Source organism: Rhizobium sp. AP16 (assembly GCF_000281735.1).
In the GTDB taxonomy this organism is placed as follows: domain Bacteria; phylum Pseudomonadota; class Alphaproteobacteria; order Rhizobiales; family Rhizobiaceae; genus Rhizobium; species Rhizobium rhizogenes.
Map to the genome: position 1 here is coordinate 32,646 of NZ_AJVM01000045.1, position 24,662 is coordinate 57,307.

At 57.7% G+C, this 24,662-nt stretch carries 23 protein-coding genes and 1 pseudogene; 16 read left to right on the forward strand and 8 right to left on the reverse strand.

The features are described 5' to 3' along the window. Positions 1 to 35 precede the first annotated feature (35 nt). The gene (locus PMI03_RS15290; RefSeq protein WP_007694776.1) at positions 36 to 1,064 is read right to left on the reverse strand and encodes an ABC transporter substrate-binding protein; all 1,029 of its coding nucleotides are present in this window, start codon (positions 1,062 to 1,064) and stop codon (positions 36 to 38) included. Between the two features lie 184 nt (positions 1,065 to 1,248). Here PMI03_RS15290 and PMI03_RS15295 point away from each other — a divergent pair, with 184 nt between their 5' ends. The 4 genes from PMI03_RS15295 (at position 1,249) to PMI03_RS15310 (ending at position 6,200) form a co-directional block, all read left to right on the forward strand. Continuing rightward, on the forward strand, positions 1,249 to 2,256 hold the full coding sequence (locus PMI03_RS15295; RefSeq protein ID WP_007694779.1) for a LacI family DNA-binding transcriptional regulator: 1,008 nt from the start codon (positions 1,249 to 1,251) through the stop codon (positions 2,254 to 2,256). Between the two features lie 75 nt (positions 2,257 to 2,331). Next, on the forward strand, positions 2,332 to 2,850 hold the full coding sequence (locus PMI03_RS15300; RefSeq protein WP_007694781.1) for an NUDIX hydrolase: 519 nt from the start codon (positions 2,332 to 2,334) through the stop codon (positions 2,848 to 2,850). A 477-nt stretch (positions 2,851 to 3,327) separates the two neighbouring features. Then, complete coding sequence (locus PMI03_RS15305; RefSeq protein ID WP_309574382.1) at positions 3,328 to 3,570, forward strand: hypothetical protein; 243 nt, start codon at positions 3,328 to 3,330, stop codon at positions 3,568 to 3,570. A 419-nt stretch (positions 3,571 to 3,989) separates the two neighbouring features. Continuing rightward, the gene (locus tag PMI03_RS15310; RefSeq protein WP_007694782.1) at positions 3,990 to 6,200 is read left to right on the forward strand and encodes an adenylate/guanylate cyclase domain-containing protein; all 2,211 of its coding nucleotides are present in this window, start codon (positions 3,990 to 3,992) and stop codon (positions 6,198 to 6,200) included. Between the two features lie 3 nt (positions 6,201 to 6,203). Here the strand turns inward: PMI03_RS15310 and PMI03_RS15315 are convergent, their stop codons facing one another. From PMI03_RS15315 to PMI03_RS15325, 4 genes and pseudogenes are all read right to left on the reverse strand, one after another. Continuing rightward, the gene (locus tag PMI03_RS15315; RefSeq protein WP_007694784.1) at positions 6,204 to 6,713 is read right to left on the reverse strand and encodes a YHS domain-containing (seleno)protein; all 510 of its coding nucleotides are present in this window, start codon (positions 6,711 to 6,713) and stop codon (positions 6,204 to 6,206) included. 36 nt (positions 6,714 to 6,749) lie between these two features. Further along, a complete protein-coding gene (locus PMI03_RS15320; RefSeq protein ID WP_007694786.1) occupies positions 6,750 to 7,340 on the reverse strand; it encodes an ankyrin repeat domain-containing protein in 591 nt (196 codons plus the stop codon). Positions 7,341 to 7,457: 117 nt separating this feature from the next. Then, positions 7,458 to 7,694 (reverse strand): annotated as a pseudogene (locus PMI03_RS31035) (DDE-type integrase/transposase/recombinase); the annotation flags it as partial. A gap of 101 nt (positions 7,695 to 7,795) precedes the next feature. After that, the gene (locus tag PMI03_RS15325; RefSeq protein ID WP_007694789.1) at positions 7,796 to 10,579 is read right to left on the reverse strand and encodes an autotransporter outer membrane beta-barrel domain-containing protein; all 2,784 of its coding nucleotides are present in this window, start codon (positions 10,577 to 10,579) and stop codon (positions 7,796 to 7,798) included. Positions 10,580 to 10,778: 199 nt separating this feature from the next. On the opposite strand from PMI03_RS15325, the gene PMI03_RS15330 reads away from it, so the two are divergent. Then, positions 10,779 to 11,327 carry a hypothetical protein gene (locus PMI03_RS15330; protein ID WP_309574383.1) on the forward strand — a complete coding sequence of 183 codons (549 nt, stop codon included), beginning with the start codon at positions 10,779 to 10,781 and terminating at the stop codon, positions 11,325 to 11,327. 521 nt (positions 11,328 to 11,848) lie between these two features. Here PMI03_RS15330 and PMI03_RS31720 read toward each other — a convergent pair. Beyond that, complete coding sequence (locus PMI03_RS31720) at positions 11,849 to 12,070, reverse strand: hypothetical protein (protein ID WP_034515639.1); 222 nt, start codon at positions 12,068 to 12,070, stop codon at positions 11,849 to 11,851. A gap of 81 nt (positions 12,071 to 12,151) precedes the next feature. Here PMI03_RS31720 and PMI03_RS15340 point away from each other — a divergent pair, with 81 nt between their 5' ends. The 5 genes from PMI03_RS15340 to PMI03_RS31725 all read left to right on the forward strand — a co-directional run bounded on the left by PMI03_RS15340 (position 12,152) and on the right by PMI03_RS31725 (position 16,488). Continuing rightward, positions 12,152 to 13,336 (forward strand): 2-isopropylmalate synthase, encoded by a 1,185-nt coding sequence (locus PMI03_RS15340; RefSeq protein WP_007694792.1) that lies wholly within the window; start codon positions 12,152 to 12,154, stop codon positions 13,334 to 13,336. 127 nt (positions 13,337 to 13,463) lie between these two features. After that, positions 13,464 to 15,239: a thiamine pyrophosphate-dependent enzyme gene (locus tag PMI03_RS15345; RefSeq protein WP_007694793.1), complete on the forward strand. Its 1,776-nt coding sequence runs from the start codon at positions 13,464 to 13,466 to the stop codon at positions 15,237 to 15,239. A 61-nt stretch (positions 15,240 to 15,300) separates the two neighbouring features. Continuing rightward, the gene (locus tag PMI03_RS15350; protein ID WP_007694795.1) at positions 15,301 to 15,756 is read left to right on the forward strand and encodes an MEKHLA domain-containing protein; all 456 of its coding nucleotides are present in this window, start codon (positions 15,301 to 15,303) and stop codon (positions 15,754 to 15,756) included. A gap of 316 nt (positions 15,757 to 16,072) precedes the next feature. Further along, complete coding sequence (locus tag PMI03_RS15355) at positions 16,073 to 16,330, forward strand: BON domain-containing protein (protein ID WP_007694797.1); 258 nt, start codon at positions 16,073 to 16,075, stop codon at positions 16,328 to 16,330. A 14-nt stretch (positions 16,331 to 16,344) separates the two neighbouring features. After that, on the forward strand, positions 16,345 to 16,488 hold the full coding sequence (locus tag PMI03_RS31725) for a hypothetical protein (protein WP_007694799.1): 144 nt from the start codon (positions 16,345 to 16,347) through the stop codon (positions 16,486 to 16,488). Between the two features lie 12 nt (positions 16,489 to 16,500). On the opposite strand, the gene PMI03_RS31045 is transcribed toward PMI03_RS31725, so the two are convergent. Continuing rightward, on the reverse strand, positions 16,501 to 16,845 hold the full coding sequence (locus tag PMI03_RS31045) for a hypothetical protein (RefSeq protein ID WP_007694801.1): 345 nt from the start codon (positions 16,843 to 16,845) through the stop codon (positions 16,501 to 16,503). A 500-nt stretch (positions 16,846 to 17,345) separates the two neighbouring features. Here PMI03_RS31045 and PMI03_RS15365 point away from each other — a divergent pair, with 500 nt between their 5' ends. The 5 genes from PMI03_RS15365 to PMI03_RS15385 all read left to right on the forward strand — a co-directional run bounded on the left by PMI03_RS15365 (position 17,346) and on the right by PMI03_RS15385 (position 22,511). Continuing rightward, positions 17,346 to 18,872 (forward strand): ABC transporter substrate-binding protein, encoded by a 1,527-nt coding sequence (locus tag PMI03_RS15365; protein WP_007694803.1) that lies wholly within the window; start codon positions 17,346 to 17,348, stop codon positions 18,870 to 18,872. Between the two features lie 83 nt (positions 18,873 to 18,955). After that, positions 18,956 to 19,897 (forward strand): ABC transporter permease, encoded by a 942-nt coding sequence (locus PMI03_RS15370; protein ID WP_007694806.1) that lies wholly within the window; start codon positions 18,956 to 18,958, stop codon positions 19,895 to 19,897. Continuing rightward, a complete protein-coding gene (locus PMI03_RS15375) occupies positions 19,897 to 20,766 on the forward strand; it encodes an ABC transporter permease (RefSeq protein ID WP_007694808.1) in 870 nt (289 codons plus the stop codon). The genes PMI03_RS15370 and PMI03_RS15375 overlap by 1 nt, the downstream gene beginning before the upstream one ends. A 2-nt stretch (positions 20,767 to 20,768) precedes the next feature. Further along, positions 20,769 to 21,980, forward strand: a complete 1,212-nt coding sequence (locus tag PMI03_RS15380; protein ID WP_007694811.1) for an amidohydrolase/deacetylase family metallohydrolase — start codon at positions 20,769 to 20,771, stop codon at positions 21,978 to 21,980. 54 nt (positions 21,981 to 22,034) lie between these two features. Then, complete coding sequence (locus tag PMI03_RS15385; protein ID WP_007694813.1) at positions 22,035 to 22,511, forward strand: RidA family protein; 477 nt, start codon at positions 22,035 to 22,037, stop codon at positions 22,509 to 22,511. A gap of 11 nt (positions 22,512 to 22,522) precedes the next feature. On the opposite strand, the gene PMI03_RS15390 is transcribed toward PMI03_RS15385, so the two are convergent. Beyond that, positions 22,523 to 23,362, reverse strand: a complete 840-nt coding sequence (locus PMI03_RS15390; RefSeq protein WP_034515633.1) for an IclR family transcriptional regulator — start codon at positions 23,360 to 23,362, stop codon at positions 22,523 to 22,525. Between the two features lie 102 nt (positions 23,363 to 23,464). Here PMI03_RS15390 and PMI03_RS15395 point away from each other — a divergent pair, with 102 nt between their 5' ends. After that, positions 23,465 to 24,661: an aminotransferase class V-fold PLP-dependent enzyme gene (locus tag PMI03_RS15395; RefSeq protein ID WP_007694817.1), complete on the forward strand. Its 1,197-nt coding sequence runs from the start codon at positions 23,465 to 23,467 to the stop codon at positions 24,659 to 24,661. Position 24,662: the final 1 nt, after the last annotated feature.

A 24,662-nucleotide genomic window follows, 5' to 3' on the forward strand; every position in this document is an offset into this window, starting at 1 on the left:
TTCGCTCCGGCCGCGCAAATGGTCGAAACAGGGCGTCAATTCGCCTTTGCACCGATTTCCTTGTCCCAACGTCCAAGAAGAGCCTTGCGAACCGTGGGGTCGCCATACTTCTTGAAGTCGTAATCGATGAGCTTGATGTCCTCGAACTTCGGCGCCTCCTTCGGAATTGCCGCCGATTTGTTCGATGGCAGCTGGTAGGACTTTGCGTCCTTCATGTGCGACTGCGCATCGGCGCCGAGCGCCCAGTCGTACCATTTCTTGGCGTTCTCAAGGTTTCTGGCACCCTTGATGATCGACATCGAGCCGATCTCGTAGCCGGTGCCTTCGCAAGGCGCGACAGCCTTGATCGGGAAGCCCTCGACCGTCTGTGCGACGGCATCGTGCATGAAGACGACGCCGATCGTCGCTTCACCGCGCGCGGCTGCCTTCACAGGTGCCGAGCCCGACTTGGTGTATTGCGAGATGTTGGCGTTGAGTTTTGCCAGATAATCGAAGGCCTTGTCTTCGCCCATGATCTGCACCAGCGTTGCCAGCGTATTATAGGACGTGCCCGAGGAGTTCGGATTGGCGATCTGGATCTCGCCCTTGTAGGAGGGGTCGAGCAGGTCGGCCCAGCATTTCGGCTCCTTCAGACCCTTCTTCTGCAGGATCGCGGTATTGTAGCCCCAGCCGAGTGCGCCGGCGTAGACGCCGACTGTCCGGTAATTGGCGCTTTCGGCCTGCTTCTTCGCCCAGTCCTGAAGCTGGTCGAAGAGTGGCGATTTATACTCCTGGGTCAGGCCTTCGGTCGCGGCCTGCAGGTGAGGGTCGCCCGTACCGGCCCACCAGATATCTGTCTTCGGATTGCGCGCCTCGGCGCGGATCTTCGCATAGGTCTCGCCTGCCGAGAGGCGGACCATGTTGACCTTGATGTCGGACTGTTTCTCGAACAATCCCTTCATCAGATCGCAGACCTCGGGATCAGCAGAGCAGATGACGTTGAGATCGCCTGCGGCATGAGCGGAATAGGCAGCAAAAGATACCCCCGCGGCAAGCAATGCCGCGGCCAATTTAACCGATCGCATAATGTCCTCCTGGTGACGACGGCGCCTCCACGCCATCCGCTTTTGCAAGCGTGTGCAAATGCTGCACGAGCTAGTTATCCGTGTCAACCACTAATGTCCTAAAGCTGTCACATATGATAACTCACAAAACTTGCACACGATTGCAAATCGTGCACAATCGCGATCGATATGTTGAGGACAGCTTGTGTCGGATAAGGTCTTTGTAAGCGCCGATGAGGTCGCCAGGAAAGCGGGCGTTTCGCGCTCGGCCGTCTCCCGTACCTTTACTCCGGGGGCGAGTGTTTCGGAAAAGACCCGGCAGAAGGTGATGGAGGCCGCCGAAGAGCTCGGCTATCACGTCAACCAACTTGCACGCGGTTTGATGCGCAATGAAAGCGGTATCGTCTGTCTCATCGTTTCAGATGTCGCTACGCCCTATCGCTCCGCCCTACTGCGCGAATTGACGCTACAGTTGCAGGCCGCCGGCAAGGTTGCCATGCTCGTCAATACTGACCGTTCCGATGGCAGTGTCGATCGCGCACTGCATCAGGCCATACGGTATCGGGCCGATGCCTCGATTATCCTGTCCGGCCTGCCGGACAAATCCATCACTCAGCTTTGTTTGCGCAATGGTCAGCGGCTGGTTCTGATCAACCGCGACGATGATCAGCCGGGACCGCTGCGCATCAATCTCGATGACCATGAGGCGGCAGGACGCGTGGTGACTGCCTTTGTCCGCGCCGGCTGCACCCGGCTTGCATTTGCCAATTCCGAAGCGGGTACGCCCAGTTTGATGGCCCGGGAGACGGGCTTCATAGCGGCGGCCAAAGCACATGGTCTTGATGTGATCGTAGAGCGCCATGGTTGGACGGGATATGAGGCCGGGAAGGTCGTTGCACAGCGGATGCTGACCAGGAAGGAAAGACCCGACGCGGTATTTTGCGCGACCGATCTGCTTGCATGCGGGTTCATGGACGCAGCGCGCCACCAGTTTTCTCTGTCGATCCCGGATCAGCTTTGTATCGTCGGCTTCGACGACATCGAGCAGGCATCGTGGACGTCATACCATCTGACGACGTTTGCGCAGCCGGTCGACACGATCGCGCGTGAAGCCGTCACATGGCTCGTGGACGGACGAAAGGATGCGCCCGATGGCCAATCGTTGAAACTGCATGCTGATTTGGTCTGGCGTGGCTCGGTGCGGGGAGGATGAGCCTTGCCTGTGGATACAGGGCGTATTGTTGCCGCGCGGGATGACGAAACCGCATAATCGGTGTCATGGGAACCAATGTCTGGGAAGAAGAGCAGAACATATCTGGGGCAATTGGCGAGCGAGGCCGCGAAGCTTTTCAGCGGGCGAACGATCGAGCAATATGCCGCGCTCTGCTATCGGAGGCAGCCTTCAGGCGATAGCATCGAAGTCCTGCTGATCACGTCACGCGACAGCGGCAGATGGATCATCCCCAAGGGATGGCCGATGGACAAAAAGCTTGCGCATCAGGTTGCCGAGCGGGAGGCCTGGGAGGAAGCAGGCATCAAGGGAAAGGCGAAGAAGAAGCCTTTTGGTTACTATACCTATCTCAAGCTGTTGGATTCCGGCGAAAGGATACCATCGCTTGTGCAGGTCCATCTTCTTGAAGTCTCGGGGGTCTATGCTGAATTTCCGGAAAAGGACCAGCGATCAATCGCCTGGTATCGGCCATATGAGGCGGCAGCTCTTGTACGGGAGCCGGAACTCAAAAGCCTTTTGCGCATGATGGAGGATGGATTTCATAAATCCCTTCAAGCGCACAAGAAGATTTGCTGACATCGGCGACCTTTTTACTGAAACTCCCATGGCGTCGACAGCTGAACTACATTGCAGAGCAGTGGCTTATGCGATGATGTCTGAAATCGAATGCAAGTTCGATTTTTTCAAGAGCGACAATGGTATCTCTAGCAGGCTTCAAAAGGGCTTCCCAATCTCGTCGCTAATCCGAGTCTGATTATTGAGATAAGTGGGACTTTGGGGTTGCGCCCCGTCGGGTGCGTGGAACTGGCGCCTCGCTTCGCAAGTTTAAGGTCGGATTTCGAACCAGCCTCTCGTGGCACGAATAATGTTCCAGAGCTTGCCTGGAAGTACAATCGCCGAAGCCATGGACGGGCTCAACGCAACAGCGATTTCATGATCTCGTTCGCTTTGCGCCAGCTCAACCCATTCCGGATTCATCACCAGCCCCTGTCCGACGGCGATCAGGGAGAGACCTAACTCCAGGGCTCTTTGGGCCTGTTCAGGTGCTCTGACTTGGCCTGCGGCGATGACGGGTATAGCGCTGAAGACATGTGGTCAGGCTATAACGGCAAACAGGGCGGCGATCCTGCGAAGCTGGCTGATGTCCTTGTAACGTTCGTCGGCTTGGAAAATCCGCCAAAGCAGTTCGTCGCTGGAAGCGATACTCTTGCGGCCTACAAACCGGTGCTTGAAGGACGGTTAGATGAACTGCGCGCATACGAGGAGTTGTCCAAGTCGACAGACGGTTCTTTCTGAAGATCGAGTGACTGGCCCACTGCGAGTGGCACATCGCTTCAAGGCGTTGTCGTAATGATTATGATTTAAAACTCGTTTTCGATCGATAAGCTTGCCCGGTTGCGAATTTCCGTTCACGCAACCGAAGCGGTGCCGATTGAGGTGTCAGAAAACCAATATCGTTGCAACAACCCCAGATATGCCTTCGGCAACCACGGTGGGTCCATGAGCAACGTCCGTCCAATGTGTCGTATTTGAGTGATAGAGGAAATTATCATCTATATATCCCAGTCGCCCGACGCATAGGAATCGTGGGGTCACATCCGTTCAAGACCCCTACAGAATGTCTCTCATGCGAGATAGTCCTCAAGCAATGGCTTCGCCAGTCGACCTGCGGTAAGATGCGCCGGAGGGGCCATCGCGGTCAGCGGGGAGGGGGCATGGAGCGCCGTCTTGCAGCAATTCTGATCGCTGACGTCGCAGGCTACAGCCGCCTGAGCCAGATCGACGAGGAAGCAACGCGCCGCAGCTTCAAGACTGACCTGGATGATCTCATCGAGCCCAGAATCGCTGAACATCACGGCCGGCTGGTCAAGACCATGGGCGACGGCCTGCTCGTCGAGTTTCATAGCGTCGTCGACGCCCTGCACTGCGCGATCGCAATCCAGCGGGAGAAGGCGAAACAGAAGCAGAACCTGGCCTCCGGCGATGCTGTACCGCTGCGGTTCCGCATCGGGGTTAATCTCGGCGACATTATCGTCGAGGACGAGGATATTCATGGCGATGGCGTAAACATCGCCGATCGCATGCAGACGCTAGCCGAACCGGGCGGCATCGCCATCTCCGGCACGACATATGATCAGGTAAAGACGAAGATCGATGCCGGTTTCATTTCGCTCGGGCGGCAGAAAGTCAGGAGCATCGTCGAGCCAATCCGGGTCTACCAAGTCGTTTTCGATCCGGCGGCTGCCCGCCGGTTTCCGCGATGGTCCAAGCGCGTCCGACGCGGCGCCATCCTGGCCATCGTACTATCTCTGATTGCCGGCGGCGGCGCTTATCTCTGGCAGAGGCTGGACATCGGTGAGACGCCGGCACTCGTCCGCCGCTTCGCCTATCCTCTGCCAGATAAGCCTTCGGTTGCCGTCCTTCCTTTCATCAACGTCAGCGGCGATTCAGAACAAGATCATCTGGCCGAGGGGCTGACGGACGATCTGATTACCGAACTTTCCAAAGTGTCGGGCCTTTTTGTCATTGCTAGGCATTCGGTCTTTGCGTTGAACGCCACGGGCAAGACTACGGAGGTAGCAGCTGAGCTCGGCGTGCACTACTTGCTCGAAGGCACGCTGCAGCGGGCGGGGCCACAGTTGCGGATTAACGTCAAACTGATCGACGCGCTGACAGGGCTCTCCATGTGGGCGGAACGCTACGACCGGCAATATGCGGATCTCTTTGCAATTCAAGACGACGTGACGGGCAAGATCATCTCGGCTCTGAAGGTGGAGCTTAGCGAAGGCGAGCGCACGCAGATCGAGAAGATCCCGAGCGACAACCTCGAGGCTTACGACTATTACATGCGCGCGGAGCACGAAGGGTTGCTCTACAGCGACGTGGAGACCTATCGCCGAACGCTTTCCTATTACCAGAAGGCGATCGATCTCGATCCGAATTTTGCCGACGCGCATGCGGGGATCGCACGTGTTGCAGTCGATGTCTGGCGCAACGATTACAATTTTCTCTGGTCGGCGGCGGTGGCGCGCAAGATCGCCTATGACGCGGCGGGGCAGGCGCTGAAGCTCGACCCGAACAATGCGCGCGCTCATACCGTGCTCGCCTTGTTGCAACTGGTCGACGGGAGGGAGGCCGAAGCCCGAGAGTCGGCAAACCGGGCTGTGGCGGCCCAGCCGAACAGTGCTGAAGCTGCAGGTAACTTGGCACTGATCCTGTCCCATACGGGAAACCATGACGAGGCCATTGCCGAAATCGACCGGGCGCTCAGGCTCGATCCGTCGCCATCGCCGAGCTTCCAGCTGCTGGCGGGCATCGTTCTCTACACGGCGCGAGACAATGGCCGTGCCGTCCCTCTAATAGAAGCGGCGCGCGACGCATTGCCGAACGTCGAACCGGCGCGCGAATATCTGACGGCGGCTTATGGCTTTGATGGCGACCGGGTGCGGAGCGCGGCGGAGAAGACTAAGCTTCTGGAACTCTTTCCGGAAAGCAATCTCGCCTATTACGGGTATCTCTACGACTACTGGCGTCCAGCCGAACTGGAACATCACCTGACCGGGCTGAAGGCTGCGGGCATTCCGGTATGGCCTTTCGGATTTGTTGGGAACGATGCCGATCAGCTCGACGAGAAGGCGCTGCGCGATCTCATCGACGGAAAGACCTGGGCCGGAAAACACAAGAACGGAACGGCCTTTGTCCAGTATTTCGACAAGGCAGGCAACACCGCCTACAGGAGCGCCAATACCAATATTACCGGCACGGTCGACGTGAAGGGAAACAGGCTGTGCGAGAGGTTTAGCGGGTACTTCCTGGATCGCATGGTCTGTGGGCAGGTCTACCGGAACAGGGACGTCGGACAGCTCGACGCCCAATATGTTCACGTGACCCCTCAGGCACTAAGCTTCTTTTCGCCGGCGCCATGAGGGTCAGTCTGCCGGCATGTGCTGCCAGTCCTTTTGCATTTTGTCCGAAATCAGCGTGTTCTGGACTTCCGACCAGTGTTGCTTGGAGTCGACGACCTTTGTCGGCTTTTTCTCGAAGCCGTCGGCGGCGCCCGGATCGTAGCTCAGGTACAGCTTGCCATCGATGATGCGCCAGGCATTCGGATCGATATTGGTGGTCACCGTGCCGAACGAAACGCCGTCTGCACAATAGCCGCCGTATTGCGGCGCGTATTTGCCGGGATCGGCGATGAACAGGTCACGATTCCTGGCGCTGGCGAAATGCCACTCGGCACCAAGCCAGCGGTGCGAATAGGCCGCGGAACCTTCGATGGCCTTGTTTTCAGTGAAATATGCCACCGGATCGTATCCCTTGATCGCGACGTCACCGAAATAGCCGGTGTTGACCGGCTCCTCGGCACAGACCGGCGCGGCAAAGGCGATTGCCAGGCCTGCGAGGATCAGCGCGGCGGGTCCTGTCTGTTTGCGAGACATGTTTCGGTCCTCCCTTTTTGGGCAGTGAATATGGCGCTATTGACGCTTGGTGCATTCGGCAAAGAGCCATTCGCCGACGAGATCAGCCTTCTGGCAGACCGCTCCGGCTTTCAGCAGTAGTCCGACCGCATCCCAATGGGACCGCCATCCGGCCTGGGTCAACGGCGTGTAGCCGTTCCGTTCCTTGGCTTCTAGGTCGGCCTTGTGCGCCACCAGGAAGGCCACCACATCGGCGTGTCCTTCCTCCGCAGCAGCATGCAGCGGCGACATATGATAGAAGTTCTTATCATCATTGACTTTCGCACCTTTCGACACGAGCAGCTCGACCACGTCGAGATGCCCGCCGTAGGCGGCGGCGTGCAGTGCGGTAAGGCCGCCCTTGTTGCGGCATTCGATATCGGCACCGTTTTCCAGCAGTAGTGCGACGATATCCTTCTGCCCGGCGAGCGCAGCAATTAGCAGGGGCGGCTCGCCGGACTCGTTTGGTGCGGCGATATCAATGCCGGTCGCGATCAATCGGGTCACGCTTTCCCGATCGCCGGTCCGGGCGGCGTCATGCAGCGGCCCTGCGTAGACGAGCGGCGTCCAGAGCAGAAGGCATGCTATAAATCCGCTGACGACCCTCATCGCATACCTCGTCCAATAGAATGGAACTCACCGGCGCGAAAGAGTACGCAACGTATCACGAATACGGGCTCTGTCGCAAACTCGAAGTTGAGACGGGGAAATGCTTCTGCTCAGCTTTTACGCGGCCAAGATTTCAAACTGATCGACAAGTGACGGTGCGGAATTGTCTGCGTACCTGGCTTGTCATTTCCGCATCATGTGAACCATTTCAATGCCGCACAGGATAGTTGTTGCGCAGGTGATCGATTTGATGCCGAACATAGACCGGATCCGGCGCTTGATTCGGCGATGGTCCTGCTCAATCCGGTTATCGAGGTATTGGCTCTGCTGGATGCGGAGCGGCTTTAGTAGCCGTTGCGATTGGTCTCGAAGCCAGCTCTCGCCATCGCAGGCAAGATCGCGATGGCTGCGATGAGAGATTTGAAACGCACGGTTTTCCCTTTCGGTCGCTCCGGTTAAAATTTAATCCGGAGGCCGATATTGCCCTCGAGTATCCGTGTTTTCTCATCACCAAGATTTGTCGTATAGTCCGCTGTTGCGAAGATGCTTACCTTTTCCGTCAGATTTGCGGTGATACCGCCGCCGACTTCCAAAGATGTCCCATCGAGTGTCGTTACAATGGGATTCCCTCCGAAGCTGACTGTCTGATCGGAGGAGAAATTGTGCCAAAGGTTCGCCTTCAAATAAGGCTGCAGCGTTCCCGACGCCGTCTGATAACTGCCCTGAAGCCGCAGGCCAATTCGTCCAGTCACAGCGTTATCGGCGTCGAATGAGACCGGCGAAAATCGATCGGATTGATCATCAAGCGACAGGTGTTGCAAGATCAGCTGTGCTTGCGGTTCGAGTGCCCACTGTTCCGTGAGGATGACGGGGTAACCGCCTTCAAGGGATGCGGAGACGGCCGTTCCGTCGATACGAATGCTTTCACCAGCATTCGAGCTGGCATCACCGCTGAACCAGGTGCCCATCACAGCACCATCAATGTACCAGCCTTCCGGCGCGACATGAGTCCAATAGCCGCCGAAACTCGTCCCGTTGACATGCACATCGCCGACCGCAAGATCGTTCCAGCCGAGAGCTCGTCCTTTGACATCACCCTTCATGTTCGCATAGCCGAAGAACAGGCCGAGGCGATCGACATGGCCACTGTCCGATTCATGGCCAAAGAGATCCTGTCCGGCTTGGAGGCCGAACAGATGACCGTCGAAGTTCGGATCGACCGTCCCTTCCCATTTCGTGTCGACAGACTGGCCGAAAACACGTCCCCACGCCGCCGGCAGGTAGCCGCCGCCTTGAAGCAGCATCTGTTCTCCCCGCCGCTCGTGAAACGTTCCGAGCGTCGATAGCGCCAAGTGGTACGCGGCAGGCGCGACGACGGAATAGGTCGGCACTTCGACACGATAAAGAGGAACCACATCTCCGGTCACAGGCGTTGCTCCCGGTGTGGGCGGAGCGACCGTAGTGCCCGGAACCGGCACAGGCGCCGCCTGGGTTGACAGCACAGACGATTGTGCGGGGGGATCAGCCGGTGCTGCAGACGGCGGTGCAGGAGGAGCCTGCGCGGCGGGATCGGTTTCCTGCACGCCCGATGACGTATCCTCGGGTTCAGGATCGTCAGGATCGACAGGAAGAGGCGGTACGGGTCGCGTTTGTGGTGGTGGCGATGCCGCTGTTTCCGGTATTTGCGGCTCGGGTCCTGTGAGCTGGGGAGACAACGGATTGGGGGCCGGAGCAGGTATCGGTGATGGGCCGGCGAGAGGTGTTGTGATCGCTGAGCGCAGATACCAGTTGTCCTGCGTGTTGGCGGAAATGCCGCCCTTGAACAGGTAGTATTCGTAGGCGCCGGCGGCGACGCGGCCATCAAGCGAGAAGGCACCGCTTTCTGTACGGCCGCCGTTCACCGCTTCAATGACCATAATGCCGTCTCGGGTCGTGGCGGCGCCGGTTCCGCCGACGTTCACAATCCCCATGCCAGTTGTTCCTGAGGCAGTGCCTCCGCTGATCACCAGCTTGTCGGACGCCGACGCATCATTGCCAAGGACGGTGTTCAGAAAAATAGTACCGTTATTGCCGGCATAATTGCCGGCGATTGTGAATGTGTCGGTAGCGCCGTTGCCCGCATTCGTCAAATCGATGCGGCCGGCATTTAGAACATTGGCAAGCTGTCCGGCGGTGAAGGCGGCAATCCCTCCATTGGAGCCGCCGCCAAACAATGTGCTCGATGAATCTACAGTCAAGGTGCCGCTGGTCGTATCGGCGTCGCCAAGCGTCAGAGTACCGTCAAAGGTAAGCTCTGTATCATTGGTGAGATCGATCGTTTCCCAGCTGTCGAAGCGGGCAACTTCACCAGTGGAGACGTTGTCGAAAGTCAATCGATCGATGCCGAGGCCACCGGTAATTCGCGTGGAGGCACCAATATTTGAATTCGTAAGATTTCTAAGCGTGGCCGTGTCGTTATCACCGCCGAGATCGACGGCGCCATAAATGATACCGCCGCCGTCCCAGGTGAATGTATCGGTGCCAAAGCTCATGGTCACGTTGCCACCAACCGAACCCCCCGTTACCGTCACGCTGTCGGCGCCGCCGCTGACGCTGACATTGCCGCCTATCGCCCCGCCCGAAAGAATGACAGTGTCGTTGCCGAATCCGGTTACGAGATTGCGATCGATGGTCCCGCCTGACATGTCGAAAAGGTTGTCATCAAGCTTCATGTTGACGCGCCCGATGCGGCCACCGGTCATGACAGCGCGATCGCCATCATCGAAAGCGTCGATGATGCGTCCGTCGGACATGAAGAACGTGTCGAGATTGTCACCCTGATTGAGCGACCCAACCTCGCCGCTCGTCATTCGGAAATCGTCGACGCCGCTGCCTTGCTGGACATTGCCAGTAACTTTGCCGCCGGAGATAATGAAGAGGTCGGCTCCATTGCCTTGGTCGACGCTTCCACTGATCGTTCCGGAATGAAGCTCTATGATATCGGAACCGGCGCCGAACGAGACATTGCCATTGATGGTGCCGGTCCCGCCTTGAGGCATGAGCAGCGAGTTATTGCCCCCCGAATCGGCAAGGCCGCCAATCGATATTCCACTGTCGCAGACGTAGGTATCATCACCGGTCGGCGCTGCAAAAGTGCACGCCGCGTTCACGGAACTGGAAAAGAAAATGACGGTCCCAAACGTCAGTGTCGTCCCGGACAAAAGGATTGCCCGCGATTTGGCCGCGATACGATATTGCATTGCCCCCTCCCGTCTTTCCACAGCACTGCCATGGAAAGTTATTTTGCCCCTCTAAAACAGTATTAATCTATTCAACTACTGGTGGGCAACCCGGAAAGTATCAGGTGGAAATTGCTCGATTAAACGCAAGTCCGTCAGGTGAACGCGGGCGACAGCGGCGTGGTTTGCGTCGCGATCTCACTCAGTTTTACATTTCGTCGTGACCCTACTTCGATATCGAAATAGCAGATTCATCAATGGGTTAATGGCGACTGGATGGATCAACGTCAAATGGAAATGCGGGTCGGAACGTTATGAAACTCGACACTCCGCCCGTGGAGGCATTGGTGTCCTTGGTCTTCCCAAAGAGAAGGTCGTGCTGACGGGCGACCAGGAATGCATCAACCGGCTTGAGAAGAACAACGTAAGTTCGCAGGCCTATCTCGGCACGCTCGCTTCGGTTCTGGGGCATCCGATATACGGCGTTCTCTTCCGATATACGGCATTCGATATCAGTTTGCCGCCGGACGCCAAAAGGATTGACGAAGACTGGCAGGCGAATAGGAAGACGAATGCGGAGTTCACCCTGAACGACTTGCCCTCACGGGAGGGCGTGGAAGCCTTCCCGCAGACGCTTTCTTTGCTGAGGCGATTCAACCCCGGTGGTATCGCCAACATCGATCCGAAACAGGTGATCGCATCGGGAGCCGCGGAACGGCACCAGATCCTTCCGCAAGAGGCCGGGCTGTTGAATTCCGCCGTTATTTGACCCGTCTTTCCACTTGGCGCTGACCCTGCTAGGCGGAGACAGACCCATGAAGGGCTTCACTATTTTGAACTAATTGTGGACTATCGTGAAATGGCAAACGAGGTGAGTTTCGTATGGAATTCAACATCCCGCGCACAGGTCTCATAACTGCGGTGGTAATCCCCCGTTTCTAACGGGGGATTACAATGAGAGGGAGAACCAGGCTCGGCTTCTCGTCGAAAGTAGTTGCAGGTTGGTGATGAACTCGCCATATAATTGAAATATGAGCGGCCGGAAGTCAGTGTGGCAAAGTGGATACACTTGTCGCTGGCTAAGCAGAAAGCCGTAATTTCCTAAAAATAGTCCGTAATTTTCTAAAATACCGCTGTCACGAATGGAGCGATGCTCGCCATCGTAACCATTCGGTGCGCTATGGACACTCAATTCTCAGGTTTTGAAATCTTTGCTCCGAAAGTCGAGGTAGCCCGGACTGCCTTGCAACGGCAATACGCCGACCGCCTACCTGCGCTGAACTTGATCATTTATTTGCCTGCCTTGCCTATGGGTTGACCTCCCCGGCCTATGCCGAACGGGAACCGGCCCTTCATTTCGATATCTGCCGCGCTCTGGTTGCGGAATGGAGTTGTTTGTCCGGTTTCCAGCATGCTGGCAAAGCCAGGACCAAACAGGATCAGATCTGACAGGACTTCTATCGCGTGATGGATTTCGCCGCCGGCATCGAATGTGCCCGAGGCATCGATCACCCGTGACTTGAGTGTAGTGCCATACAGCTAACCCTTACGAATTCGGCGATGCCGATGCTTCAATCGATCGGGAGAGTCCGCATGAACACTGACAAGATTATTATCTTTGACACCACATTGCGTGACGGCGAGCAAAGCCCCGGGATCAACCTTGACGCCAGTGAAAAGGTCGAGATCGCGCTCATGCTTGAAGGGTTGAAGGTCGACGTAATCGAGGCCGGCTTTGCCGTCTCCAGTCCCGGCGAGTTCGACGCGATCAAAGCCGTGGCGCGCGTCGTCAAGGACAGTACGATTTGCAGCCTGAGCCGCGCGGTCGAGCGCGATATCGACCTGACGGCGGAAGCTGTTTCCGGTGCGGCGTCGTCCCGCATCCATATCGTGCTGGCGACCTCACCTATTCACATGAAATACAAGTTGCAGATGACACCGGAAAACGTGCTCGAACATGCCGTTCGCGCGGTGCTCCACGCGCGGCGCTATTCTGAGGATATCGAGTTTTCCTGCGAGGACGCGAGCCGGTCGGAACCGGAGTTTCTCGCGCGCTTCGTGGAACAGGTGATCAAAGCCGGTGCGACCACGGTCAGCCTGCCGGACACGGTCGGCTACGCGACGCCGCACGAATATGGCAAGCTGTTCACCTATTTGCGTAATGTCGTGCCGAATGCTGACAAGGCCGTGTTCTCCGCGCATTGTCACAATGATCTGGGCATGGCTGTTTCCAACTCGCTTGAAGCGACCCGGCAGGGCGCGCGCCAGATCGAATGTACGATCAACGGCATCGGCGAGCGCGCTGGTAACGCGTCGCTGGAAGAGATCGTCATGGCGCTGCATACACGCGAGGATTTCTTCCGATGTCAGACGTCGATCGAAACTCGCCGGTTGACCGCTGCATCCCGGCTCGTCTCGGAGATCACGGGCTTCGTTGTGCAGCCGAACAAAGCGATCGTCGGTAAGAACGCCTTTTCGCACCAATCCGGCATTCACCAGGATGGCATGCTGAAGAACCCGTTGACCTACCAGATCATGACAGCCGCGGAGGTCGGCGCCGACGAGTATCGGCTGGTGCTCGGAAAGAATTCGGGCCGCAACGGTTTTCGCATGTGCATGCGCGCTCTGGGCGTCGAGTTCGGCTCGGATGCTGATCTTGATCTCGCTTTCTCCCGCTTCAAGGATATCGCCGATCATAAGGCATCGCTTTGTGATGAAGATCTTCTGGCGACGGTTGCGGGTATGGAGGCGCTCTCCAGGGAAAAAAGCATCGCATAATGCTGCTTCCAGAACATGGCATCGGGAATGGCTGTGTGTCGGAACCGTGTTTGCTTCGGATCCGGGGAAGCGGGCGTCAATGTTGCGCAGAATTGAGGAACAGGGGTCATAGCGGAGAGGCGAGCAAATGACGGTGAATCTTCCGGTCGAAACGACAAGCGATGTTCGGGCCATCAAACTGAAAACAGGATATGAATTCCTGATCGACACACTCAGGACCTGGCATGTGCATCACTATGCCGGCGTCACGGGGGGAGGGGTCATCCATTTGCTCAAACATCTCGAGCCGATGCGTATCCCCGACGACGGTGCCGAAACCCCGGTTTTCTTCAATATCGGAGAATATGTCGCCGGCTTCATTCCCCTTGGATACTATCTCGCAAGCGGGAAGATCAGCGCGGCTATTGCAACGACGGGAGCCGCAACGCGGTTGCTGACCTGCGGCCTGAGTGACGCGAAGCTGCACAATATTCCCGCAATCTACCTCATTCCCCTCAGTCCAGCAGATACGCGACATCGCGCACCGCTGCAGGACACGAGCCCGGAGGGGGCCGGCGTTGTGGCTCAGTTGAAGGCCGAGCTGCCGTCCGGCACGTTCGTTCTGGACGACCCAGACCGTATCGAAGAACAACTTGAGCAGGCGCGCAGGCATCTCGATCAGGGCTCGCCCATCGCACTCCTGATGCCGCCGGAAGCACTCGGACAGATGGTGCCTGAGCCGGTCTATGAGCTCCGGCATGGCAATTATGCCAATAAGCCTGATGACATCGACCAAGCGTCTCTTACCCATTTTCTGGCCGAGTTCCCGCGGCAATCGGCCGGGCGTCGGGTGATCGTGCTCGCCGGGGAAGAGGCGGCCATGTATCCGCACATGCCTGTCCTCACCACACGTTTGTGCAAAGCATTACAGGCACCGATCGTCTGGAGCATAAACGGGGCGAATGCGGTGGCGCGCAATAACACCTTCGGTTTCGGCTATCTGGGCTTCGGCGGGAATGATCGCGCGATGCAGCTCTGGAGAAGCCTCGGTCCCGACGATATCGTCATTACCATCGGGTTTTGCCCTGACGAGTATACCTTGAATTTTTCTGACATACCTGCCCATACGACATGGAATTTCACCAACCTGACCGCCCCATACGGCAGCGTTGGGGGCGAGTTTCGGCATCGTGTGCGCGGCGAATATTTCGATGTTCGAGGGCCAATCGATCAGGTTCTGAGCGAAGCGATCGGTCGGCTCGAGGATATCCGACCGTTGCGGCCTCCGGTACCGGCCTTTGTGGCCGATCTCAATAATCGCGAGATCAAGCCGCCGCGCGCCGGGACAATCGATATTGCCCGATTTTACCGGGAGCTCGATCGTCAATGGCAACCGGGAAGCATTGCATTCGATGATGTGTGCCTTGCCTACAAAGATCGTCAGTATGTCACGCAGCGCCCGCATCCAAACGTCCGCTTCCATTCGCTTTATCGCGGTTCGGCAATGGGCGGGGCATTCGGGACGGCAATCGGCGCAAAGCTTGCAAAACCGGACGCGACGGTCTTTGCTTTTACGGGCGACGGATGCTTCCGGTTGATTGCCGGTTGCCTGGCCGAAGCCCGATCATTGGGGATCGTCTTGTTCGTGCTGGACAATGGTGCACTCGGCATCATGGTGCAGGGCCTGCCCGTGGTCATTCCGGACTATTCATCCTCCCGCTATCACAGCGATCTGCACCGCATCGACTTTGGATCGATGGCGCGCGCATGCGGCTGGGAAAGCCGCAAGCTGATGCCGGATCTAAGCAATCTGGCTGAGATTATGCGCGAAAGCTACAGTCCGGGTCATCCATCCATATTGGTTGAGGTCCCGGTCGACGCAGAGCAGGTGGTTGGACAAAATCCGCGGGCGAACAATTTATAGCATTACCCCTTTCATACATATCGCCGGTCGCGCGAAAAGCATTTCCATTACGGGGAGCGCCATGAACACGGGCACTGATCTGGATTTCTTCAATCTTCTTTCGGAGAGCTATTTCAGGTTCACAAAGAAATCGCTGGTGCCCGAAGAGCGGGATGCTTCCATTGCTGCACGCTGGCTTTATGAAGATGCGCCCTTCTGTCTGCTGGCCCACAATACCGATGCCGATCCCCGTTTCATCTATGCGAACAGGACGGCGCAGGCATGTTTCGAATACGACTGGAATGAGTTTGTAGAACTTCGCTCGCGCTTTTCCGCCGAAACACCGGATCGCGAAGAGCGTCAGCGCCTGCTCGATGCCGCCAAACGGGATGGTTACATCACAGAATATCGCGGGTTGCGCGTGGCAAAGTCAGGAAAGCGATTCTGGGTCGATCATGTGACCCTCTGGCAATTGATCGATGAGAACGGCAGTCTGCACGGACAGGCGGCTCTTGTTCCTTATTGGCATGATGTTTGAGCCGAGAAACAGGCTTCCTGTGCCTTCTGCACTTTCAGGCTCATTTGCGAAGTCTGGCGGTAAACTGCCGATGATGGAGAGCAGCATTCAGGCTGGAGCACAGACAGACTTTTAGGGGGTGATCTTACCTTCCGCAAACTAGCCCAGTGTTGCTCGATACCGGGCATCGACGGTTCTCGATCGGTTGGCGCGCCGGGTTCCCTTTGCACAGCATTATCGCAAATCGATAAGCCGATGTCGAAGACCGCAAGCGAGGATGGAACCTAATGTTGTTTTCTTGGTTGGGATTTGTGAGTCCAAACCAATGGAGGACGTCATGCAAGACAGGCCCAAGGAACACGGCACCTCGCAGCAGCGAGCGGATGCGGAGATACGCCAGGAAATCCATGAGAGACTAGACGAGGATCCGTTGCTGGATGCCGGTGGCATCTTCATTTCCGTCATCGGCGGCCGTGTCCTCATCGAGGGCTCGGTCGAAAACGACGAGGCCAAGCACCGGGCCGAAACTCATTCCCGACAGGTGAGCGGCATCAGCGGTCACGATAGCAATCTTTGTATCCGCAAGCCGCAGTAGGATGCGAGGCCAACATGCGCGCTTTGTTGTTCGTCATTCTGGGACTGATGGTGGCGTCGATCCTCAGCATTATCGTCATCAAACCGTTCGTGACCGGTACCAACCAAGATTCGACTGTCGACCAGAAGACCATCGAGCAACCGGCACCAAAACCGTAACGCTTTGACAAATTACTGGTTCTTGGGCGTGTCGTTTCCATGTTCCTCCGGTACATGGTTGGGCGGGATGACCGGCGTGTTGCCGACGGGCGGCGCTGGCTTTTCCAATTCGCTGTCCCCGGTTGCCGGCGGTTTCAGCACGCCGCCGCATTCCGAGAGCTTCGAGTTTTCGCTCCTCGGATTTGGTGTCGCCTGGCCATCCATTGTCTGGCCGCTTGTATCGGGTGCCTGGCAACGCTCTTTGCTCGGCGTCTGTTGTGCTGAGATTCCCGCCGGTATCGCCGCCATCAGCGAGGCGGATACAAGGAAGACCACTCCGTGATTGGACGGAAACCGCCCATTCCGCCGCTTATCCATGATTTTCTCCATCGTTGAAAGGACGGAGGTTGCAGGCCGGATGGATAGGAAGCTCGGCTGCCGTTTCGTTGGCCATGGAGAGAAAACGGAAAAATCTCCCTGTTCTTCAGCACCATCATGTCCGTTTGACACGGCCTACAGCCTCATAAAACTAACGCATGGCTATGTGCATGGTTCCGCTCGAAACAGGTCGGTTTTGCGGATTACAAGAGGTCACGGTCGAGCGCCCTTCCATCAATTGCAGGGCCATGCTTCGGCTTCCTTCAGGGCGGAGAAGTCCCGCATAGTTAATCTAGGGGCTATTCAAGCCTTTGGTTCGAAGTGGCCGGCCATTCGCTCCGCCGTGTGACGTCCCCGACTGCTTACGCCAAAGCTCCAACCAGGCCCGTTAACGTGACTGTGCCGGCAATTGACATGCCTCGTTCGTTCTGTATTCTTTTATAATTCTTTTATAAAAATACTTATAACATAATTACGGAACAATGAACCGGGAGACTTGTATGAAGAACCTCGTCGCATTGCTGCTCGGCACGGCACTCCTTGCTTTGCCTTCGATCCTTCTCGCCCAGGAAAGGGGAGGGGTGATCAACGTCGCCACGATCGGCGAGCCGCCGACCCTCGACCCAATGTCGTCTACGGCAGATCTCGTCGGCATCGTTACCCAGCACATTTTCGAGACGCTTTACACGTTCGACAAGAGCTGGAAGGTAACCCCGCTTCTGGCTGAAAGCCTTCCGCAGATCAGCGCTGACGGTAAGACCTATACGATCAAGCTGCGCACCGGCATCAAGTTTCACAACAACACGGATATGACATCCAAAGACGTCGTCGCATCGCTCAACCGATGGGAAAAGGTCGCCTCTCGCGGCAAGCAGGTGGCAGGCTTCATCGAGGCGATTGCGGCCGTCGATCCCACGACCGTCAAGATCACGCTCAAGCAGCCCTATGCGCCACTGACCTCATTGCTCGCCTTCAACAATTCCGCGGCAATCATCATTCCGGCCGACAAGCAGGATGAGCCGATGAAGGAGTTCATTGGCACCGGCCCCTATATGCTCAAGGAGCGCAAGGCTGATCAATATATTCAGCTCGTGCGTTTCGATGGCTACAAGTCGCGGGATGGCGAAAGCGACGGTTATGGTGGCGCCCGTCATCAGTATCTCGACGAGATCCGTTTCGTGCCGGTCCCCGACGCAAACACCCGCGTCGAGGCGGCGGTTTCCGGCCAATACGATTATGTCGATTCCATTCCTGTCGAATCCTTCGACAAGTTGAAGGCATCGACGGCTTCGCAGCCGGTCATTCTGAAGCCATTCGGCTATCCGGTGTTCGTATTCAACACCAAGGACGGCATCGCCAAGAACATCGAAATCCGCAAGGCGATCCGCCAGGCGCTCAACATGGAAGACATGTTGGCGGCGGCGTTCGGTAGCCCGGATTTTTATGCGCTGAACGGAGATATCTATCCGAAAGCCTATGTATGGCACACGGATGCCGGCGTCGACGGGGCGTATAACATCGGGAAGCCGGAAGAGGCCGCGCAAGCGCTGAAGAAGGCGGGCTACAATGGCGAGCCCTTGCGTATCCTGACCAGCCGCCAGTATGAATTTCACTACAAGATGGCGCAGGTTGCGGCGGAATATCTCAAGCTTGCCGGCTTCACCGTCGACTTGCAGGTCGTCGATTGGGCGACGCTCACCCAGCGCCGTACCGATCCGAAGCTGTGGGATATCTACATCACCCATAGCCCCTTCCTGCCCGAGCCCGGCTTGATCGGCTCGCTGTCGACGAGTTCGCCGGGCTGGTGGGATACGCCGGCGCGCCAAGCCGCTGTCGATGCCTTCACAACGGAAGTGAATCCCGACAAGCGTGTCGCGCTGTTCGCGAATCTGCAGAAGGCGATTTACGACGATGTCCCCTTCATGAAGATCGGCGATTTCAACGCGGTGTCCGCCGTATCCACAAAGCTCGAGGGCGTCACTCCCGCTCCCTGGCCGTACTTCTGGAACGCTTCGATCAAGAAGTAGCCTGACCAACACGGGCGGCCGGCCCTTTTGGCCTGCCGCCTCTTGATCATCCCCTGGTCGTTGGCCGGAAGGATCAGCCAACCATGATACGTTACGTTCTACAGCGCCTCTTCGGCATGATCGTCGTCATGTTTCTGGTCGTCACGATCGTCTTCATCATTGTCCGTGTCACACCGGGCGATCCGGCGGCCGTGATGCTCGGACCGGATGCGACACCGCAGGATATCGCTGATCTTCGCGCCCGACTGGGTCTCGACCAATCTCTGGGGATCCAATATCTCTACTATATAGGAAAGCTTCTGCAGGGTGATCTTGGCCAGTCGATCTTCCTGAATATGCCGGTGACCTCGGCGCTGCTCGATCGCGCCGAGCCGACGTTTTTCCTGACGCTGTTCTCCCTGGCCATCGCCTGCATCATCGCGCTGCCGATCGGAATTTACGCGGCATACCGGCGTGGGTCATTCGTTGATCAGGCGGCGACCGCCGTGGCGATGTTTGTCGCGAGCATACCGAGCTTCTGGCTCGGCCTCATCCTCATGCAGTTCTTCGCAGTGCGCCTCAATCTCTTTCCTGTTTCAGGCTATGGCGGCCCCGGCTCGAGCTTCGTCGACCGCATGTATCATCTGATGCTGCCGGCCTTCGCGCTCGGTGTCGTTTCATCGGCACTGATCCTTCGCTTTACGCGGGCCTCGATGCTGGATGTGCTTGGCGATGATTATATCCGCACCGCCCGCGCCAAGGGCCTCGTCGAGCGCCGGGTCATCCTGAAGCATGCACTCAAGAATGCCCTGATTCCGATCCTCACCGTCATCGGCCTCACAGCCGCGGTGCTGATTTCAGGCGCCGTGGTGACGGAGACCGTCTTTGGCCTCCCGGGCGTTGGCAACCTGGTCGTCTCCGCAGTGCTCAGGCGCGACTATCCGGTGATCCAGGGCGCGCTGCTGGTCATCGCGGCCCTCTACGTGCTGATCAATTTTGCTATCGACATGCTGTATCTGCTGATCGATCCGAGGGTGCGTTACTGATGACGGATATTGCCATCAAGCCTGCTCAAAGCGAGCGCAGTAAATTCTTCCGCCGGCTTTTCAGGAGAAAGACGGTCGCCATCGGCGTCCTGATCCTCACGATCTTCGCGCTGCTTGTAATCTTTGCACCCTTGATCGCTCCTTATTCGCCCTCGAAGCTTTCCATCGTCAATCGCCTGAAGCCGCCGAGCGGCACGTTCTTCTTCGGCACCGACGAGTTCGGACGCGACATCTTTTCGCGCACCATCTTTGCCGGCCGCCTGTCGCTGCTGGTGGGCGTCGCCGTGGTCACATTGTCGGCGGTGATTGGTGTGACGCTTGGATTGTTAGCCGGCTTCTTCCAGCAGCTTGACACCCCGATCGCTCGCCTGATCGACGCGATGATGGCCTTTCCGGATATTCTGCTGGCAATCGCGCTGGTCGCCGCACTTGGTCCCTCGCTGACCACCGTGATCATCGCCCTTTCGGTTGTCTACGCTCCGCGTCTTGCCCGCATCGTGCGCGCATCGACGCTGGTTCTCCGCGAACTGCCCTATGTCGAAGCCGCAAAGGCGCTTGGAATATCGACCTTTCACATCATGACACGACACGTATTGCGCAATCTGCTGTCGCCGATCCTCGTCCAGGGCACCTTCCTCTTTGCCAATGCGATGCTGGCCGAAGCGGGGCTTTCTTTCCTTGGGCTCGGCGTCAGCCCGGAAATACCGACCTGGGGAACGATGATCGCGGCCGGCCGGCAATATATCGGTCAGGCCGACTGGATGACGCTGTTCCCCGGTATTGCCATCATTCTCTCCGTGCTCTCGCTGCAGATGGTCGGCGACGGACTGCGCGATACTCTCGATCCAAGACTGCGAAAGGACCTGTAATCATGTCATCCGGGGATCAGGCGAGAAAGCCGCTTCTGCTCACCAACGTCAAGCCCATGGCCTTCGGCAATGCCGCGCCGCAAGGGATGATCGATATTCACGTTGGCGCCGATGGTCATATCGCCACGATCGGACCCTCGTTGTCCGTTGCCGACGATGTTACGCGTATCGATGCAAATGGAGCATGGATCTCGCCCGGCTGGGTCGACCTACATGTGCATATATGGCATGGCGGCACCGATATCTCCATCCGCCCATCGGAATGCGGTGCCGAACGCGGCGTAACCACGCTGGTCGATGCCGGATCGGCTGGCGAGGCGAATTTCCACGGCTTCCGTGAATATATCATCGAGCCATCCCGAGAGCGGATCAAGGCCTTCCTCAATCTCGGCTCCATCGGCCTGGTCGCATGCAACCGCGTAAGCGAGCTGATGGATATCCGCTCCATCAATCTCGACCGGATCCTGGAGGTCTATGCCGAGAATAGTGAGCATATCGTCGGCATCAAGGTTCGTGCGAGCCATGTCATTACCGGTTCGTGGGGCGTAACGCCGGTCAAGCTCGGCAAGAAGATCGCCAAGATCCTGAATGTGCCGATGATGGTGCATGTTGGCGAGCCGCCGGCGCTCTATGATGAGGTTCTTGAAATTCTCGGTCCTGGAGACGTCGTTACCCATTGCTTCAACGGCAAGGCGGGTTCGAGCATCCTGGAAGACGAGGATCTCTTCAACCTCGCCGAACGGTGTGCGGGCGAGGGCATTCGCCTGGATATCGGTCACGGTGGCGCCTCCTTCTCGTTCCAGGTGGCCGAGGCCGCGATCAAGCGCGGCCTGTTGCCGTTCTCGATCTCGACAGACCTGCATGGCCATTCGATGAACTTCCCGGTCTGGGATCTGGCCACGACGATGTCGAAGCTGCTTTCGGTCGGCATGCCGTTCGACAAGGTCGTGGAGGCCGTCACCCATGCTCCGGCATCCGTCATCAAGTTGTCGATGGAGAACCGCCTGTCGGTTGGGCAACGTGCCGACTTCACGATCTTTGACCTGGTCGACTCCGAGGTGGAAGCAACCGACTCCAACGGCGATGTCTCGGTGCTCAAGAAGCTCTTCGAGCCGCGCTACGCCATCATCGGCAGTGAGGCGATCGCAGCCAGCCGCTACATTCCAAGAGCCCGCAAGCTCGTGCGCCACAGCCACGGCTATTCCTATCGGTAACCACGGCGCCAACTACGATTTCAGACAGGAATTTGCGTGAACAGGTCCCCAGCAATGACAACAACCATCGGTTCTCCCTATGAACGGCTAGCCGCGCTCGGCATTGAGCTGCCGCCCTCGCCGCCGCCGATAGCCAATTTTGTTACGCATGTGCAGGAAGGGAATATCCTCTATCTTTCGGGACAGGGCCCGCGCGAGGCAGACGGTTTCATGCATTCCGGCAAGGTCGGAACTGATGTCGCCGTCGACGACGCCTACAGGCACGCGCGCCTGACCGGCATCAATCTGCTCGCGGTCATGCATGAGGCGCTCGGGGACCTGTCCCGCGTCAAGCGCGTCGTCAAGCTGCTCGGCATGGTCAATGCGGTTCCGGGCTTCGAAGACCATCCAAGCGTCATCAACGGATGCTCGGATCTCTTCATTGCTGTTTTCGGCGAGGCTGGTCAGCATGCGCGCTCGGCTGTCGGGTTCGGCTCGTTGCCTGGCAACATCACGGTCGAGATCGAAGCGATCATCGCCCTGAACGACTGAAGGAGAGTGTCCTAGTGGTTGCGCCAGCCCATCACTTTTTCTATCCGTTCAGCCGAAGCACGGACATGTGCGGTGTAGTGGTTCTCGTCGGAAAAGGCCTTCTGTTCCGGCAGGACGATGGAGATGGTGGCAACGCATTGGCCATCCCGATCGCAGATCGGCGAGGCGATGCAGGCAACGGCATAATCGGACTCGCCGGCCTGGATCGACAGGCGGTCACCGAAAGCCTTGACGGCTGCTTCCGAAAGGGCCGCGGGATCGACCTCGGCGCGTCCCGTCGGCGAGGAGCGCGCGCATCGCCTGAAAAGCTCGATACGCTCGTCCGTGGCCAGATGGCCGACCAGAAGGCGACCGGAGGCGGTCCAGTTGAGCGGCACGCGGGTTCCGACGCGAGAGGCGACCTGAAAATGGCTCGGCCCGTCGGCCATGGCAAGCACCAGCATGTGATCGCCGTCGCGCCCGCATACCTGCACCGTCTCGCCTACCTCCCGGCAAAGATCATGCATTTCGTGCGTCGCCACGCTCATGAAATCCAGCGAGCGAGCATAGGCGAGCCCATAATGGTAGAGCCTCGGACCAAGCCAAAGGGCACCGTCCGCGTTGCGCGTCAGCATGTTCTTTTCGACGAGATCGTCGACAATCACGTAGATCGTGGAAAGCGGCGCCTTGACGGCTTTGGCAATCGCGTAAACTCCGAGAGGAGAACCAGTTTCGTAAAGATAATCAATCACCTGAAGCGCACGATCAATGCCGCTGACGCGGGAGCGACGAGCAACCTTGGTGCTTTCGCCGTCGGTCGGATCCGCGCCGTCGGGATCGTCCGGAGATGATATCTTTGCGTCCAATTCCATGCTCCTCGAGCAGTTTTAGAGCCTATTACATTATTATGGCATAGTTGTCGATGAGGCAATCGAAGCGATCCTCGTCGTCGAACAGAGAGACAGGAGAAATAAATGTCCGATGATATCCGTGCATCGATCGGTCTTCGCCCGGTCATCAATGTGTCCGGTACGATGACAAGCCTTGGCGCTTCTATCGTCGTTCCGGAAGCAGTCAGGGCGATGTCGTCGATCTCGCCGCAATTCGTCGAGATCAACGATCTTCAGCGCAAGGCAAGTGCCGTGATAGCGCGCCTGACCGGAGGCGAGGCGGGTTTCGTAACGGCATCGTGCTCGGCCGGCATCAGCCTTGCCGTTGCAGGCGCCATCACCGGCAACGATCTGCTGGCCATCGAGAGACTGCCGGATGTCGTGCCGGAGAAAAACGAAGTCCTCGTTCAGATGGGGCATGTGGTCAGTTACGGCGCGCCTGTCGATCAGGCCATAAGGCTTGCGGGCGGCAAGGTCGTTTTGGTTGGCCAGGCGACCTCCACACACCGGTTCCACATGGAAAATGCCATTACCGAGAAGACCGCCGCCGCTGTCTATGTCGTCTCGCATCATGTGGTCGACCACGGGCTCTTGAACCTCAAGGAATTCGTCGAGATCGCCCATGCCAAGGGTGTGCCGGTGATTGTCGATGCCGCTTCGGAATATGACCTTAAGGTTTTCCTTGAGCAGGAGGCGGACGTGGCATTGTATTCAGGCCACAAGTTCCTCGGAGGACCGACGTCGGGCATTGTCGCGGGCAGGAAGGAACTGGTCCGGCATGCATTCCTTCAAAACATGGGCATTGGCCGCGGCATGAAAGTCGGCAAGGAAAGCATCTTCGGCGTGATGGTCGCGCTCGAAGCTTGGGAAAAGCGCGATCACGCCGGTATCCGTGAACGTGAAACCGGCTATCTCAATCTTTGGAAGCAGACGCTGGATGGCCGCCCGGGTGTTACGGCCCTGATCGAACCCGATCCCACCAACAACCCACTGGATCGACTGCGCGTCATTCTGAATCCGCAGGAGGCCCATATTACCGCCTGGGATCTGTCAGATGCCTTGGCGCGGGGTGCGCCTCCGATCATCGTCCGTGACCACAAGGTGGAGCATCAATATTTCTATCTCGATCCCTGCAACCTGCACCCGGGCGAGGAGATGATCGTGGCGGGACGTCTGTCCGAGGAGCTCGACAAGGCACGCGTTTCCAACGAGATCATCGCGACGCCCATCGAAAATCGCAGCAAGCATCGCTTCGACGGAATGTTGCGCTGGCCGGATTGAT